General features: G+C 74.6%; 12 protein-coding genes and 1 pseudogene. 6 read left to right on the top strand and 7 right to left on the bottom strand.

The window, feature by feature from the left end; genetic code table 11:
• Window positions 1–31 precede the first annotated feature (31 nt).
• Both EES41_RS04470 and EES41_RS04475 read right to left on the bottom strand, forming a co-directional pair.
• A complete protein-coding gene (locus EES41_RS04470; protein WP_123075833.1) occupies window positions 32–1,729 on the bottom strand; it encodes a class I adenylate-forming enzyme family protein in 1,698 nt (565 codons plus the stop codon).
• Window positions 1,726–3,513, bottom strand: a complete 1,788-nt coding sequence (locus tag EES41_RS04475; protein WP_123075835.1) for a CoA transferase — start codon at window positions 3,511–3,513, stop codon at window positions 1,726–1,728. Before EES41_RS04475 ends, EES41_RS04470 begins: the two co-directional genes overlap by 4 nt.
• Window positions 3,514–3,661: 148 nt before the next feature.
• Between EES41_RS04475 and EES41_RS04480 the strand changes: the two genes are divergently transcribed.
• Entirely contained in the window at window positions 3,662–4,861 is a 1,200-nt protein-coding gene (locus EES41_RS04480; protein WP_254211309.1) for an acyl-CoA dehydrogenase family protein, read from the top strand.
• A gap of 102 nt (window positions 4,862–4,963) precedes the next feature.
• On the opposite strand, the gene EES41_RS04485 is transcribed toward EES41_RS04480, so the two are convergent.
• A complete protein-coding gene (locus EES41_RS04485; protein ID WP_123075839.1) occupies window positions 4,964–6,022 on the bottom strand; it encodes a sugar ABC transporter permease in 1,059 nt (352 codons plus the stop codon).
• Window positions 6,019–7,149: an MFS transporter gene (locus EES41_RS04490; protein WP_123082255.1), complete on the bottom strand. Its 1,131-nt coding sequence runs from the start codon at window positions 7,147–7,149 to the stop codon at window positions 6,019–6,021. Before EES41_RS04490 ends, EES41_RS04485 begins: the two co-directional genes overlap by 4 nt.
• Window positions 7,150–7,400: 251 nt before the next feature.
• Here EES41_RS04490 and EES41_RS04495 point away from each other — a divergent pair, with 251 nt between their 5' ends.
• Together EES41_RS04495 and EES41_RS04500 are read left to right on the top strand one after the other, a co-directional pair.
• The gene (locus EES41_RS04495) at window positions 7,401–8,117 is read left to right on the top strand and encodes a hypothetical protein (protein WP_164495744.1); all 717 of its coding nucleotides are present in this window, start codon (window positions 7,401–7,403) and stop codon (window positions 8,115–8,117) included.
• A 156-nt stretch (window positions 8,118–8,273) separates the two neighbouring features.
• Complete coding sequence (locus tag EES41_RS04500) at window positions 8,274–8,963, top strand: sigma-70 family RNA polymerase sigma factor (protein WP_123075843.1); 690 nt, start codon at window positions 8,274–8,276, stop codon at window positions 8,961–8,963.
• 100 nt (window positions 8,964–9,063) lie between these two features.
• Here EES41_RS04500 and EES41_RS04505 read toward each other — a convergent pair whose 3' ends face one another.
• Window positions 9,064–10,311: an arsenic transporter gene (locus EES41_RS04505; RefSeq protein WP_123082256.1), complete on the bottom strand. Its 1,248-nt coding sequence runs from the start codon at window positions 10,309–10,311 to the stop codon at window positions 9,064–9,066.
• 262 nt (window positions 10,312–10,573) lie between these two features.
• On the opposite strand from EES41_RS04505, the pseudogene EES41_RS43770 reads away from it, so the two are divergent.
• Window positions 10,574–10,825: pseudogene (locus EES41_RS43770) on the top strand (isochorismatase family protein); the annotation flags it as partial.
• A gap of 69 nt (window positions 10,826–10,894) precedes the next feature.
• Here EES41_RS43770 and EES41_RS04515 read toward each other — a convergent pair.
• Window positions 10,895–12,031 carry a MarR family transcriptional regulator gene (locus tag EES41_RS04515; RefSeq protein ID WP_123075845.1) on the bottom strand — a complete coding sequence of 379 codons (1,137 nt, stop codon included), beginning with the start codon at window positions 12,029–12,031 and terminating at the stop codon, window positions 10,895–10,897.
• Window positions 12,032–12,200: 169 nt separating this feature from the next.
• Window positions 12,201–13,148: a methionyl-tRNA formyltransferase gene (locus EES41_RS04520; RefSeq protein WP_123075847.1), complete on the bottom strand. Its 948-nt coding sequence runs from the start codon at window positions 13,146–13,148 to the stop codon at window positions 12,201–12,203.
• A 246-nt stretch (window positions 13,149–13,394) separates the two neighbouring features.
• Here EES41_RS04520 and EES41_RS04525 point away from each other — a divergent pair, with 246 nt between their 5' ends.
• Both EES41_RS04525 and EES41_RS04530 read left to right on the top strand, forming a co-directional pair.
• Window positions 13,395–14,744 (top strand): lysine N(6)-hydroxylase/L-ornithine N(5)-oxygenase family protein, encoded by a 1,350-nt coding sequence (locus EES41_RS04525; RefSeq protein ID WP_123075849.1) that lies wholly within the window; start codon window positions 13,395–13,397, stop codon window positions 14,742–14,744.
• A gap of 264 nt (window positions 14,745–15,008) precedes the next feature.
• Window positions 15,009–16,046, top strand: a complete 1,038-nt coding sequence (locus tag EES41_RS04530) for an iron-siderophore ABC transporter substrate-binding protein (RefSeq protein ID WP_123075851.1) — start codon at window positions 15,009–15,011, stop codon at window positions 16,044–16,046.
• The last annotated feature ends 45 nt before the right edge of the window (window positions 16,047–16,091 follow it).

The raw sequence follows: 16,091 nt of genomic DNA on the forward strand, positions 1-16,091 counted from the left end.
GGGTCCCGGCGCCGCCGCGCCGCCGGCGGGGTCAGCTCGCGCGGGTGAGCGGGGGCGCGGGGGTCGCCGCGGAGACGGCGAGCGGGGCGTGCGCCAGGCGCTCGCGCAGGGCCGCGCGGTCGGGCTTGCCGGCCGGGGTCAGCGGGAGCTCGGCCACCAGCAGGAGGTGTTCGGGGTGCTTGCGCCGCTCCAGTCCCCGCCGGGTGAGGTGTCCGGTCAGCGAGTCGAGGGTGGGCGGCTGCGCGCCGCGCGCCACGACGCACGCCGCGAGCCGCTCCCCCATCAGTTCGTCGGGTACGCCGACGCAGACGACGTCCCGTACCTGCGGGTGGGAGCCCAGCTGCCGCTCGACCTCGGCGGGGCTGATGTTGGCGCCGCCGCGGATCACGATGTCCTTGAGGCGGCCGACGACGTGCAGGACGCCGCCGTCGTCGATCAGGCCGAGGTCCCCGGTGCGGACCCAGCCCTCGGGGGTGCGGTAGCGGGCGTCCAGGTCGGGGGAGGCGACGTAGCACATGGGGGTCATGGGGCCGCGCGCGATGATCTCGCCGATCTCCCCGTCGGCCAGCTTCTCGTGCGTGCGCGGGTCGGTGATGCGGATGTCGGCGACCCGGGGGTCGGGGCGGCCGGCCACCACGCCCGCGCCGTCCGCGTCCGGGACCTCGTGGCCGAGCCCGGTGTGGCAGTTGACGCCGTCGGCCGAGCCGTAGAGGTTGACGACCGGGCAGCCGAAGGCCCGGCTCGCGCTGCGCGCCGTGGTCTCGTCCAGGGCCGAGCCGCCGAGGACCAGGGCCGTGGGGGACGGCAGCGCGCCGTCTTCGGGCCCGCTCCGCTCCAGCCGGTCCAGCATCATCCGGACCATCGTGGGCACGCCCAGGATGTGCGTGGGCGCGTGCTCGCGCACGGCGGCGAGGGCCGCTTCGGGGGTGAAGTGGTCGAGCAGGATGAGCGTCCCGCCGTGCCGGGCCAGGGTGACGGCGGTGCCGTTGGAGCCGAAGGCGGAGCCGAGCGGCACCAGGAACAGGCATCTCGGCGGCGCCTTGTCGGGCATCAGGGAGGCGAGGAAGTTGCCGCGCCCGCCGGCCAGGGCGTTGTGGGAGTACGCGACCATCTTCGGCTCCGCCTCCGAGCCGGAGGACACCAGGATGCGGGCGGCGCTGTCGGGGTCCGGGCGGGCCGGGACGAAGTCGGTGGCGTCGGTGCGCAGCAGCTCGTGCAGCGCGACCGTTCCCTCGGGCGCGGCTCCGGCCCGTCCGGCGGCGATGACGTGGCGCAGCGCGGGCAGGGCCGGGGCGAGGTCGCGCAGGCCGGCGGCGTGGTGGTCGCCGCGGTGCTCGACGGCGGCGATGACCGCGACGGCCTCGGCCCGGCGGAGCAGGCATTCGGCCTCCAGGCTGCCCCGGCCGACCGGGAAGGGCAGCGCCACCGCGCCGAGGGCGGCCAGGGCCAGCTCGGCGATCACGGCGCCTCGGCCGCCCGGCAGTTGTACGCCGACCACGTCGCCCGGCCGGATGCCGAGGTTCCTGAGGCCGGTGGCCAGACATCGCACCTTGCGGTCCAGGGCGGTGTAACAGAGCGTTCCCTTGGCGTCGATGACAGCGGTGGCGTGCGGGTCGGCGATCTGGCGGGCCCGGAAGAGGCTGTAGAGGTCCAGGTCGGGGCAGGTGCCGTCGGTGGCCCACGAGCGGCGCAGCCCGGCGGGCAGCAGGTCGTGCAGTGCGACGGTCATACGAGGCTCCAGGGGTCGGGAACGGCGGGGGCACCGTGCTCGTCGCGGCTGATCGAGCCGGCGAAGCGCGGGTCGTGGTGCAGGTCGGCGGGATCGGCGGTGACCGCGGTCGCGGTGAGGCCGTGGGTGCGCAGCTGGGCGAGCGCGGCGCCGGTGGGCAGGCTCGTGAGGTCGTACGCGGCGGCGGCCGCCCCGCAGGCGTCGGCCGGGGCGATCCAGCCGTCGGCGGTCGGCAGGGGCCGGCGGAACCCGGCGGGGCGGCGGGGCTCCTGGCCGCGCCGGGCCCGGCGCAGGGCGGGGCCGAGGAGCACGTCGGAGGCGCCCAGCAGCGAGGAGTCGACGCGCACTCCGCGCCCGCCGCGCTCGCGGGTCAGCAGTCCCGCCAGCACGGCCTCGGCTCCCACGAGTCCGCCCAGGACGTCGAGCAGGGTCATCAGGGAGGGCGCGGGTACCTCGCCCAGGGGGCGGGCGGCCTCGCCGACGCCGGTGCGGGCCTGCACCATGAAGTCCGTGCCCATCGGGGCGCCGGCGATGCGGTTCGTCCCCCAGCCGCCCGTGTAGGCGTAGACGAGCGCGGGGTTGACGGAGGCCAGGTCCTGGTGGTCGAGGCCCAGCTCGGCCGCCTTGCCGGGGGCCCAGTTGTGCAGGAACACGTCGGCTTCGGCGGCCATGCCGAGGAGCCGGCGCCGGTCGTCGGCGGACTTGATGTCGATCTCGACGGCGTCCTTGCCGCGGTTCAGGGCGAGCCAGCGGGCGGAGGTCCCCGAGCAGGTGGGGGGCATGCCGCGCAGCGGGTCGCCGCCCGGCGGCTCGATCCGGATGACGTCGGCGCCGAGCAGCCCCAGCAGGTGGGCGGCGAGCGGTGCCTGGATGCGGCGGCCGGCCTCCAGGACGGTCAGCCCGGCCAGCGGCCGCGCGGCGGTGGGCGTCACCCGGGGGATGCGGTGGCCGGAGCCGTACGGGGCCAGCTCCCAGGGCGCGGCGCCGTCGTGTTCGGCGGCGCGCTCGGCCAGGGTCCGCAGCCGGCAGACCTCGGCGCCGGTGCCCGCGGCGGCCTCCCGGACGCGCTGCCAGGTGTGGGCGCGGGTGGTGGTGTGCAGTGCGTCGGGGAAGGGTGCGCAGGCGGTGGCGTAGCGGAACTGGAAGGGCCGCCAGCCGGCCCGGATGGCGTCGGAGGGGGCCGCGAGGGCCCGCCAGAACGCGGCCCAGGCTCCGGGGTCCAGGGTCTCCAGTTCGAACAGGGTGCCGTCGGCCGAGGTGAACGGGGGTCCGCCGGGGGAGATTTCGGCGGCTTCGCCCTCGTCGGCTCCGGCCGCCGCGAGGTACTGGGACACGGCGAGCAGTCCGGCCCGGTCGGCGCTGGTGCCCACTCGGGCGGCCGGGCCGCCCCTGGCCTGGCCGACCAGTGCGGCGAGCAGCCCCTGTACGGCGAGTACGCCCGTCGCGGTGGCGGCGTAGTCGACGGCGAGGCCGCGCGGGGCGCCGTCGCGTCTGCCGTGTACGGCCATGATGCCGGTGGCGGCCTGGACGGTGGCCTCGTCGGTGATGCCGCTCGCCCGGTCCATGGCCCACGTGACGGTGGCGCTCTGCTCGCTGAACCCCGCACCGGACAGCGCGAGGTGCGCCGCTCCGTCCGCATCCGGCCCGGTCCGTCCCGTCTCCGTGCGGGCGCCCAGGAGGCGCAGGTGCGCGGCGGCCGGGCCGGCCAGTTCGGGCGGTCCCGAGGCGGCGAGCCGCAGCCCTTCGAGTGGCTGCACGGTCTGAGTGATGGCTGGTGACGCCATGCCTCTCCTCTTCTCCTGGCGCGCGGCGGTGGCCGGCGCCCTGGATGTGCGGTACGCGGGAACCAGACCGGGTGCGCACCCGACCAGTTCCTCGGGAAGGCAGTCGGACAGCCGTTCCCATGGGTTCCCGGCAGAGTGGAGGAAACTGGTGGAGCACCGAGGGGACGCGGACCGCGACGGCCTTGAACCCGAGGGCGGAACAGGGGAGTTGAGGGACCGGGTCGCGGAGTTCGTCCGCCGCCGGGTCATGCCCTGTGAGCCCGTGCTCGACGCGGGCGGCCCGGCGGCGGCCGCCGCCCTGCGGCAGTTGCGCGACGGGGCGAAGGAGGCGGGCCTGTGGGCGCTCCCGCTGCCCGTCGAACTGGGCGGCCAGGGGCTCCCCCTGGCGCGCTACGCCCGGATCGCCGAGGCCGAGGGGGCCAGCGACCACGGTCCGGCGGCCCTGGGCTCCGCTCCCCTGCTGGACGTGACGATGCTGTGGAACCACGGCGGCGACCGGATCCGCGAGCTGTATCCGAAGCGGCTGACCGCCGGGGAGCTGCGCGCCTGCTACGCGATGACCGAACCCGGCACACCGGGCACCGACCCCTTCCTCACCGCGACGCGCGCCGAGGAACAGGCCGACGGCAGCTGGCGGGTGAGCGGCCGCAAGTGGTTCACCTCGGGCGCCGCCGAGGCCGATGTCGTGACCGTCCTCGCCCGCACCGACGGGGAGGACGGCGACCGGAGCGGGCTCTCGCTCCTGCTGGTCCCGACCGGCTCCCCCGGCTTCCGCGTCGTGCGCGAACTCCCCGTGTTCGGGGCCACCGGCCAGTGGGAGATCGAGTTCGACCGGGTGGCCGTGCCCGCCGACCACCTGGTCGGCGGGCGCGGGCGGGCGCTGGCCGTCGCGGGCGAGCGGCTCCAGCTGGGCCGTACCCTGCGCTGCCTGCGCTGGCTCGGCCAGGCCCAGCGCGCCTTCGACTTGATGTGCGAGCGCGCGGGCTCCCGTACCGGATCACGCGGTCCGCTCGCGGACCACCAGCTCGTCCAGCAGCACGTCTTCGAGGCGCTGCTGGCCCTGCGCACCACCCGGCCGCTGGTCCACGAGGCGGCGGACAGGATCGCCGCCGGGCGGGACGCACACGTCGAGGTGGGTCTGGCGAAGGTCGCCGCTGCCCGGATGCTGCAACAGGTCGCGGACGCGGCCATCCAGGTCCACGGCGCGGCCGGGCTCGGCCCCGACACCCCGCTGCCGGCGCTCTTCCGCACCGGGCGCGCGGCGCGCATCCTCGACGGCCCGGACGAGCTCCACGTCACCTCGGTGGCCCGGCGGGTGCTGCGTACGTACGGGGCCCGCGGGGGGTAGGTCCTGTCGCCGGAAGCGGCGCCGGCCGGGCCCGCGGCGTCCGGCGCCGGGCGTCGCGGGTCCGGCGCCACTGCGCCGACCGGGCCTGGCCGGCGCGGCGGTTCAGACGTCCCGGACGTCGGCCAGGCCGGTGAGCGCGGCCAGACCGAGCGCCAGGAAGAAGTCGCCCCACACCAGCTCGTGCCGTACGGCCGTGCCCTGCTCCGCGTCGTAGCAGCCGTCCAGCAGCATGCCGCGGGTCAGGTGCTCGCCGACCAGGCGTTCCAGGACCGCCGTCGCGCGGTAGGCGTACCCGGCCGCCCGGGGGCCCGGCAGGCGGGCGAGTTTGAGCAGCGCGACGGCCGCGATGGCGGCGGCGGAGGTGTCGAGCGGGCCGTCGGGCCTGGCCTCGTCGGCCGGGGGGACCAGGGGTGCGCCGGGCCCCGTCCACGAGGTGGCCAGCCGCTCGGCCACGGCCTCCAGGCGTCCCGGTGTCCGCCGGGGAACACCGGGACGGTGCAGCGCGTCGGCCACCGCCAGCAGCAGCCAGGCCCGGCCCCGGCTCCAGCCGGCCGGAGGGCTCGCGCACTCCCACCACCCCGAGGCCGCCTCGAACGCCCGGGCGGGCACCACCCGCCCGCCCTCGCCGAGGCACAGGTCGAGGTGCCGGTACAGGTGCGAGGCGGCCGCCTCGGCGCCCCGCGGGCCCTCGGCGGCGAGCAGCGGCACCATGCCGGGCACGCCGTCGACCCGGGCCAGCAGCCGGGGGCCGCCGAAGGCCGACCCCCAGGGCACCAGGGCGAGTTCGGGGTCGAGCGCGGCCAGCGCGGCCCGGGACGCCCGGGTCCGCAGCTCCCGCGCCCCGGTGTCGCCGTCGGCGAGCGCGGTCCCGTACCAGAGGATCAGCCCGCGCGTGGAGGTGTCGGCCTCCACCCAGTCGGCCAGCCGCGCCGTGCACGCGGCGGCGGCGGCCCGGTCGTCCGCGGCGCCGGTGTGCCGGGCCCGCAGCCACAGCAGTCCGGCCCAGAAGCCGCCGGTCCACGAACCGCGGCCGGTGGTCACCCACCGGCCGGTGTCCGGGTCGGCGTACAGCGGGAACCGGTCGCCGGCCTCCGCCCGGGTGGCGGCGGCCCGTTCGAGTACGTCGGACAGCGCGCGCCCGGCCCAGGGCGGCGGGGTCATGCCGCGGCCTCCGCGCCCAGGAGCCGCCGTTCACGGACGGCCCAGGTCAGCGCGACGGCGCCGGCCGCGGCGAACTCGGCGGCGACCAGCAGCCAGCCGGGCCCGTACCGGCCCGCTTGCGCCAGCGGTCCGAAGAGCGGTGGCCCGAGCGCGAACCCGGCGAAGAACCCGGCGGCGACCAGGGCGGAGTCCTGCCCGGCCCGGCCCGGAGCGGCCCGCTGCATCACCAGCACCATCGAGACGGCGTTGCCGGAGACGGCGAACACCCCGACGGCGACGGCCGCCACCCAGACCAGCGGCGCCGCGTACGGCGCGGCGGCGAGGAGTCCCGCCGCGAGCACCGCCCCGCCCGCCAGCCAGCCCGGCAGCCACTCGGCGCGCCCCGGCCGGGCCGCCTTCGACCAGCCCACCCGGCCCGCGATGCCCGCGACACCGAGCACCGCGACCAGGCCCGCGGCCGCGTTCGGGCCCAGGCCGAGTTCCTGGGCGCCGAAGAGCGCCACGTACGTGTTGACCGAGGCGATTCCACAGCCCAGGAAGAGGGAGAAGACCGCCAGCCAGGCGATGGCGCCGCGCGGCACGAGCGAGGAGCGCGGCGGCGCCGCCTTCGCCGGGGGGTCGGCGGGCAGCGCGCGGTGCGCCCAGAGGGCGGCGAGCGCGGCCGTGGCCGCGGCCGTCCAGACGGCGCCGCGCCAGCCGATCCCGCCGGCCAGCGCGGCCAGCGGGAGCCCGGCGGCGAAGGCGCCCAGTTGCACACCGGACTGCTTCATCCCGGTCACGGGCCCGCGGCGGCCGGGCGGGACGGCGGCCAGGATCGCCTTGTTGGTCGCGGGATTGGCGAGGGCCTGCGGCAGGCCGCCCAGCGCGACGGCGGCGAGGAGGAATCCCGGCCCGGGCGCGGCCCCGATCAGCGCGAGGGCCGCCGCGGACACGAGCAGGAGGACGACGAGGGAGCGCCGGGGCCCGATCCGGTCCACGACCCGGCCGCCGACCGGCGACAGCGCGGCCGCCGTCCCGAACCCGATCGTGGTCGTCAGGCCGAGCACGGTCGCCGACACGCCCAACTCGCGCACCAGCCTGGGCCCCAGGGCGCCGAGCAGGAACAGCTGCAGCATCGAGAAGGCCATGGCACTGGTGAGCAGCGCCGTCAGCCGGCCGTCCGCCCCTGGTCCGGCCGCCTTCGCCGGCGCCGTCTGTTCCCCCACCGCTGACTCCGTTCCCGTGGCTGGCACTGCGGTCCACGAGAGGAGTCGGCCCGGTGAACAGCCCAGTTCCCCCTAGCCGTTGTGGTGTGCGCCACAGGGAATTTTGTCATCTGACATCAGTTTCCGGCTCCCCCCGGTGATCAATCCCGAGGGGGTGCAACGATGAGTCAGCCATGAACCCAGGTCGGTACTGCCGCGCGATCAGGGCCGCGATGTTCGCGGTCACCTGTGTGCTGCTCGCATCCCTCGGCCACGTCCTCATGTCGCGGACCGCCGTCGCGTGGTGGGCGATGGCCGTGGCCGTCGCGGCCGTCGGAGCGGTCGCCTGGGTCCTCGCGGACCGTGAACGCGGCCTGGCGTCCGTCACCGCGGCGACCGTCGCCGTCCAGGCCGCCCTGCACACCGGGTTCTCCATGGCGCAGGCGGCGGCGCACCCGTCGGGACCCGGTCCCGGGGGCGGCGCGGCCGCGCCGCCCGGCGCGGGCGGCCACGTCCACACCATGGCCGCGCACGCGATGGCCGACGGCGGCACGACCGTGCCGATGTCGATGACCCTGCCGATGTCCGTGCCGATGCCGATGCCGGCGTCCATGCCGGCCGGGCACGCCATGGGCTCCGTGTCACCGGTCGGCATGCTCGCCGCCCACCTGCTCGCCGCGCTGCTCTGCGGCCTCTGGCTCGCCTACGGGGAACAGGGCGCGTTCCGGGTCCTGCGCGCCGTCGCGGGCTGGCTCCTCGTACCCCTGCGGCTGGCCTTCCGCCTTCCCGCGCCGCCCGACCGGCCGCGCCTGACCGCGCGCCGGGACGGCGGCTCCCGCCCGCCGCGCGGGCTCCTCCTCGCCCACGCCATCACCTCGCGGGGCCCACCTGTCGGGATCGCTGTCATCTGACAGCCGGCACACCGACGCGCCCCGGCCCACACCGCCGCGCGCCTCGGTCATCGGCCATGCCGTCCGGCAGGCCGTACCGCTCACCGGCCCGACCCGCCCGCAGTGCGTTCGCGGCGCCGGATCCCGGATCCCGGATTCCCAGAAGGACATCAGGCGATGACCCCTGCCCTGCTTCCCTGTCCGACCGTCACCGAGACGGCGCCCGCACGCCACACCGGCGGCCCGGACGAGTCGACCACCCTGCTGGCGCTCGCCGCCCGCGACGGCGACCCCGACGCGGTGGACCGTTTCGTCCGCGCCCTGCACCGCGACGTGTGGCGCTACGTGGCCTACCTCAGCGCCGATCCGCAGTCGGCGGACGACCTCACCCAGGAGACCTTCCTGCGCGCCCTGGGCAGCCTGCACCGGTTCGAGGGCCGCTCCTCCGCCCGGACCTGGCTGCTGTCCATAGCCCGGCGCACCGTCATCGACAGCCTGCGCCACAAGGCGGCCCGGCCGAAGATCTCCGACCGGGACGACTGGCAGACCGCCGCCGAGCAGACGCAGCCCCGCGGCCTGCCCGGCTTCGAGGACGGCATCGCCCTCGCCGAACTCCTGGCCACGATCCCCGCCGAGCGGCGGGACGTCTTCGTCCTCACCCAGGTCCTCGGACTCCCCTACGCCGAGGCGGCGACCGCCCTCGGCTGCCCGATCGGCACGATCCGCTCCCGGGTGGCGCGTGCCCGGGCCTCCCTGATGGAGCTCCTCACCGACACCGGGACCCCCGCCGCCCCGCCGGCCGCGGGTCCCTCGGCGGGCGAGCGGGCGGGCGCCCCGGGCGGCGCCTTGCTGGCGAGGGTGGCCTGAGGGGCCGTCACCGGCGGACGTCGGGGCGGCCCGGTGCGCGCGTCTCGCACCGGGCCGCCCTCCCCGCCCTCCCCGCCCTCTCCGGCCGGGCCGCGCGGGGTCAGGTTCCGATGACCTGGAGCGCCGCCCACAGGGCGCAGGTCGCCGTGACCAGGGCGGCCGGGGTGGTGAGGAGGCCGAGGAGGGTGAACTCCTTGAGGTCGACCTCGTGCTCGTGGTGGTGGGCGATCCGGCGCCAGAGCAGGGTGGCCAGGGAACCGGCGTAGGTGAGGTTCGGCCCGATGTTCACGCCCAGCAGGACCGCGAGGACCATGCCGGGACCGGCCGGGGCGGCGAGGGGGACCAGGGCGAGCACTGCGGGCAGGTTGTTGATCAGGTTGGCGAGTACGGCGGCCACCGCGGCGGTGCCCAGGAGCGCGGCCAGGCCGGTGCCGTCGGGCAGCACGTGCGCGAGCGCGGCGCCGAGGCCGTTGTCGACGACGGCGCGGACGACGATGCCCAGGGCGAGGACGAAGGCGAGGAACGGCAGCGAGGCCGAACGCACGATCGCCGCCGGGGTGGTCTCGCGGCGGGCGAGGGCCCGTACGGCCATCACGGCCGCGCCGGCCGCGGCGGCCCACGCCGGGTCGACCCCCAGGGCCGAGGCGAGGGCGAATCCGGCGAGCGTCGCGGCGACCGCGCACAGCGCGAACAGGGGCATCTCGACCGGCTCCTCCGGTTCTCCCCCGGGGGTCGGCGCGTCGAGGTCCGCCGCGAAGAAGCGGCGGAAGACGGCGTACTCGACCGCGATCGCCACCAGCCAGGGCAGCAGCATCAGCGCGCCGAAGCGGACGAAGGTGAGCCCGGTCGCGCTGAAGGCGAGCAGGTTGGTCAGGTTCGAGACCGGCAGCAGCAGCGACGCGGTGTTGGAGAGGTGGGCGGTCGCGTAGACGTGGGGTTTGGGCCGGGCGCCCATCCGGGAGGCGGTGGCGAAGACGACCGGGGTGAGCAGGACGACGGTGGCGTCCAGGCTCAGCGCGGCGGTGATCACCGACGCGAGGCCGAACACCGCGCCGAGGAGCCGGCGGGGGCGCCGGTGGGCCCAGCGGGCCATCCAGGTCCCGCAGGCGTGGAAGAGCCCTTCGTCGTCGCAGAGTTTGGCCAGCACCAGGACGGCGGCCAGGAAGCCGATGACCGGACCGAGGCGTTCCGCCTCCTCGGCCACGTGGGCCCACGGGATCGCGCCGGAGGCGATCACGATTCCCGCGGCGGGCACGGCGAAGGCGGCCTCCGGCCAGCGGAAGGGGCGGATCACCGCGCAGACCAGCACGGTGACCAGGGCGGCGGCAGACAGGAACTCGACGAACATGTCCCCGATCATCCCCGCAACCCGCCCCACGGGCGCACATGGCACACATCGCGGGCCCGGCCGCGCACCGGCGCCCGCGAAGGGCGGCGACCGCCGCCAACTGACGGCCGCCGGGCGGCTCTCGGCCCTCCCCCTCGGGACAGGACGATGACAAGATCACAAAACTTAGGTTAGGCTAAGTTAAGTATTACCGACGAGGCGGACACCCGCCCGTGCCGAGGGGATTGCGGCAGTGGGACTTCCGATGGCCGAGCACTACCCCATGCCCACCGAGAACGCGCTGCCGCACTCCGTCGCGCCCTGGCGGATCGATCCGGGGCGATCCGCGCTGCTGGTCCACGACATGCAGAACCACCTGGTCCAGGCGTTTCCCGCCGGGGGCTCACCGCTGGTCGAACTGATCGGCAACATCGCCCGGCTGCGCGAGAGCGCCGCCCGGGCGGGGCTGCCCGTCGTCTTCAGCACCGAGCCGCCGCCCGGCCGGGAACGCCCCGGTCTCACCGACCGGCTGTCCGGACCACCGCCTGTGGGTGCTGACCCCGGGGCCGTCGCCGTGGGCCGGGGCCCGGGGCCGTGGCGGGAGTCATTCCCCGGTGGTCAGCCCGCCGCCCTCCGGGTGGAAGTAGTCGGCCGCCGACATCTCCGTCCCGTCCTCGGTGCGCACCCGTGCCACCGACAGCCCGCGGCCCGGCGCCCCGTCGGCCGGTCCCGCCACTATCACCAGGCCGTCGGTCCCCGAGCGCACCACGCGCCCGGGCGCGCCGTCGTAGCGGCCTTCGGTGGCGGTGGCCGCCAGGATCTCCAGGCGCCGCCCGCCGTGGTGGGTGTACGCGCCCGTCCCGCCCCGGGACCGGTCATGGACGAGGTTCTCGATGTCCTCGGCGGAGCGGTTCCAGTCGATGCGCAGGGCCTCCACGGACCGGGCGCCCGCCGGCCGCGGCCGGGCGGTGTCCGGCGCCGCGGCGCCCGGGTCCTCGTACACGGTGTGCGTCGGAGTGGTGTCGAAGTGCCGGTGCACCCGGCGCAGCAGGGAGCCGAGCTGGGCGCGCTCCGGTCCGCTCAGGGGCGCCAGGAACTCCTCGTCGGTGGAGGCGATGTCCGCGTTGAGGCGGCTGACCGCGGTGCGGCCCTCCCGGGTGAGTTCCACGACGACGCGGCGCCGGTCGGCGGTGTCGCGCACGCACTCGACGTACCCGGACCGGGAGAGGTCGTTCACGACTTTGACGAGGTCGCTGGCGTTCATGTCGAGCCGGGTCGCCAGGGTCCCCTTGGACTGGGGGCCCAGGTCGCAGAGCAGGGCGAGCACCGTCAGGTGCCACAGCCGCAGGCCGTGTTCGGTCAGTTTGGCCGTGAGCCTGCGGCGGGCCGCCTTGCCGATCGCGTACACCAGGTACGCGTTGAGGTCGAGCACGCTCGGCGGTGTCGCGCTCGTCGGCTCCGGTACGCCCCCGCCGCCCGTTCTCCCCCGCTGTCCGTCCCGCGCCGGGGCCGGTCCGTTCCCGGCGTACGCGGCGGCTCGGGGCTCGGAGGCCCCGGCGGCTCGGGGCTCGGCGGGCTCGGCGGCGGTCCCCGGCGCCGGTGGGGCGCCGAGGGGCAGGTCCGCGTGGGTCAGGGCGCCGAGTACGCGCGCCCAGTCGGCCTGGGTGTTCGCCACGCCGATGATGACGAACGGGGCCCCCGGGGCTCCCCCGTTCGTTCCCTCGGCCACCGGTTGTTCCATCAGCTTTCCCTCATTCCCCGTCCGTTCGTACATGCGCGGCCGCCGGAAAGACATCGCCGCCGCGCGGATCGGGAGATCCGCGCGACGGCGATGGTCCGGCCGGGCGGCCGAAGGCCGCTTCGGTGTGCGGCGCTCCGGGGGCGGACTGGTCAGGTCCGCCCCCGGTCCTTCAGGGCCTGCTGGTCAGGTATCCGCCCATCGAGGTGAAGTACTCCCTCGCGGGCAGCTCCCGGCCGTCCTCGGTACGGACCCGGGTGACGGCGAGTCCGCGGTTGCGCCCGGTGCGGGCGTCGGCTCCGGCGACGACGACCACGCCGTCGCCCTCGCGGTAGAAGATCCGGCCGGGCGTTCCCCCGTACCTGCCCTCGGAGACCACGGCGGCCAGGACCTCCAGGCGCCGGCCGCGATGGTGGGTGAAGGCGCTCGGGTAGGGGTGGGACTGGGCCCGGACCAGCCGTTCCAGGTCCTCGGCGGGCCAGTTCCAGTCGATCCTGATGTCTTCCTCGGCCCGCTTGTGGAAGAAGGTCGCCTGGGAGCGGTCCTGCCGGGTGAACTCGGTGTGCCCGGAGGCGATCAGGTCCAGCGCGCCCACGGTGACCGGGGCGATCAGGTCGACCGTCTTGTGGAACAGGTCGGTCGCGGTGTCGGCGGGGCCGACCGGTACCGCCCGCTGGACCACGATGTCCCCGGCGTCGAGCACCTCGTCCATCAGGTGGGCGGTGACGCCGACTTCGGGCTCGTTGTTGACGAGGGCCCAGATCAGCGGGGAGAACCCCGCGTACTTCGGCAGCAGCGAGTCGTGGATGTTGAGCGTGCCGTGCCGGGGCAGGGAGTAGACGCGCGGGGGGATCCAGGTGCGCCAGTTGTTGGCGACGATGATGTCGGGGTCCGCCTCCTTGAGGCGGGCCAACAGCTCTTCGTCGTCGGGGCGGTTGCGGATCACCACGGGTACGCCGTGTTCCGCGGCGAGGTCGGCGACCGAGTCGCTCCAGATCTTCTCGTAGGCGTGCTCGCTCTTGGGGTGCGTGACGACCAGCACCACGTCGTGCTCGGACTCCAGAAGCGCTCGCAGGGTGCGGTGCCCCCAGGTCTGATATCCGAACATGACGACCCGCATGCGGTTCCTCCTCAGACGAATGATGGATTACAACCAGTAAAGCAAGGCTTACCTAACTACGCAACATCCCCACTTTCGGGGCCCTTTGATCCCGAGATTCCCCCAGAAGGGAATCCTCTTCCCATCGACAGGGGCTTGCAGATCAGGTTAGCCTTCCCTAAGTTCTCCTGCAGTCGCACCTCGGCATGCCTTGTTTCCGCCCGCCCCTCACACCTGGCAGGCTGCCGTCCCCCCGATGGGAGTGACATGTCACAGGCTCCTCCTGACGATGCACCACTGATCCACGACCTCATTGGAATAGGCTTCGGGCCGTCCAACGTGGCCATGGCCATCGCACTCAGCGAGCACAACACGAGCGTCGACAGGCAGGACGCGGTCACCGCTCACTTCTTCGAGCAACAGCCGCGTTTCGGCTGGCACCGCGGCATGCTGATCGACGACGCCACCATGCAGGTCTCGTTCCTCAAGGACCTGGTGACCCTGCGGAACCCGGCGAGCGAATTCAGCTTCCTGTGCTACCTGCAGAGCAGAGGACGGCTCATCGACTTCGTCAACCACAAGAACCTCTTCCCGCTGCGCGTGGAGTTCCACGACTACTTCGCGTGGGCGGCCGCCAAGGTCGACGACATGGTGTCCTACGGGCACGAGGTCATCGCCGTACGGCCCGTCGTGCTCGACGGGGTCATCCAGTACCTGGACGTGATCGCGCGCTCCGGTTCGCAGCCGGTGGTCCACCGGGCCCGCAACCTGGTCATCGGCACCGGACTGCGGCCCCGGATGCCGGAGGGCGTCGGGCGCACCGACCGGATCTGGCACGCCTGCGACCTGCTGACGCGGGTGGATTCCCTCAAGGACACCACGCCCTCCCGGTTCGTCGTGGTCGGCGCCGGCCAGAGCGCCGCGGAGAACGTGGCCTTCCTGCACCGCACCTTCCCCGAGGCCGAGGTCTGCGCGGTCTTCTCCCGGTACGGCTACAGCCCGGCCGACGACAGCGGGTTCGCCAACCGGATCTTCGACCCGGACGCGGTGGACGAGTACTTCACCGCCCCGGAGGACGTCAAGCGCAAGCTCATCGAGTACCACGCCAACACCAACTACTCCGTGGTGGACATCGATCTGATCGACGACCTCTACCGGCAGCAGTACCAGGAGAAGGTGCTCGGCACCGAGCGGCTGCGCTTCCTGAAGGTCTCCCGCCTCAGCGAGGTGGTCGAGACGCCGCACGGCGTGCGCGCCACCGTGGAGTCCCTGGTGACCGGCGAACGGACCCCGCTCGACGCCGACGTGGTGATCTACGCCACCGGATACCGGTCGGCCGACCCGCTCGGACTCCTCGGCGAGGTGGGGCGCTACTGCCTGCTCGACGACCGGGGCCGGGTCCGGGTCGAGCGCGACTACCGGGTCACGACCGACCCCGAACTGCGCTGCGGGATCTACCTCCAGGGCGGGACCGAGCACACCCACGGCATCACCTCGTCCCTGCTGTCGAACACGGCGGTCCGGGTCGGGGACATCCTGCGGTCGATCGCCGGCCGCGGTCCGGAGCCCGCCGGCGGACCCCGCCGGGCGGCCGACGAGATCGGCTCCCCGCTCTAGGGCCTGTCTTTCGGATCATGCCGGGCTCGCGGGGCCTGGCACGCACCCTCGCCGCGTTGTCGTCGGTCGCCAACGCTCCGCGTTGGCTCCCTCCTCCGCCTTGCGATCGCACGCACCAGACCCCGCTCCCTGATCCGGCCCGATCCGAAAGACAAGCCCCAGTCCCACCCGCCGCCGTGGCGGCCCGGTGCGCAGGCAGTGCGCGCCGGGCCGGTGCGGCGCCCCGCACGCAGCACTCCGAAGTCCCCGCGAAAGGAAACACCCGTGCCCTTTGGTACACGCCCCGCGCCGACGCGGTTCACCGGCCTGCTCCCACGCGTCGCCGTCGCCGCGGCGGCCGCGCTCGCGCTGACCGCCTGCGGTGGCGGCGGTGACACCGACAAAGCCGACAAGGGCGGGGAGCCCGGCGCGGCGGCCGGCGCCTTCCCCGTCACGGTCGAGCACAAGTACGGCAGTACGACGATCACCGCGCAGCCGAAGAAGGTCGTCACGCTCGGCCTGTCCGACCAGGACGCCGTCCTCGCCCTGGGCGTCAAGCCGGTCGGCGCGGTCGACTGGTTCAAGGAGCAGCCGTACGGCAAGTGGCCCTGGGCGAAGGACCTGTGGGGCTCCACGCCCCCGCAGGTCGTCGGCGAGCGCGACGAGTACAACATGGAGAAGATCGCGGCGCTCAAGCCCGATCTGATCATCGCCCAGTACTCGGGCATGAAGAAGGAGCAGTACGACACGCTGTCCAAGATCGCCAAGGTGGTGGCGCAGCCCAAGGGCTCCGAGGACTACCAGGCGACCTGGCAGGTGATGACCCGGCAGATCGGCAAGGCCCTCGGCAAGGGCGCCGAGAGCGACGAGCTCATCGCGGGCATCGATGCGCGCTTCAAGGCGGTCCGGGACAAGCACCCGGAGTGGAAGGGCAAGACGGTCACCGTCGGGGAGCCCTACGAGCCGGGCAAGTTCTCGGCGTTCTCCCCCAAGGACCCCAAGGTCATCTTCCTGAGCGAGATGGGGTTCACCACCCCCGAGGCCTACCGCACGGCCCTCGGCAAGGAGAACGTCGCCGACCTCAGCTCGGAGCGCCTGGACGTCATGGAGGCCGACCGCACGGTCTGGCTCGGCAACGCCGAGACGGAGGCCGCCATGAAGGCGGACCCGCTCTACCAGAAGACCAAGGTGTACCGGGAGAAGCGGGACCTCTTCCTGCCCTACGACAGCCCGGACATCGGCGCGGCGCTCTCCTTCAACACCGTCCTGAGCATCCCGTACGCCATCGACCAGGTCGTCCCGAAGCTCGAAGCCATCAAGTAACGCAGGGCCACGCCGACGCGATACCCGACGCGCGAACCAGGGAAG

The organism is Streptomyces sp. ADI95-16, assembly GCF_003721495.1.
Lineage (GTDB): Bacteria > Actinomycetota > Actinomycetes > Streptomycetales > Streptomycetaceae > Streptomyces > Streptomyces goshikiensis.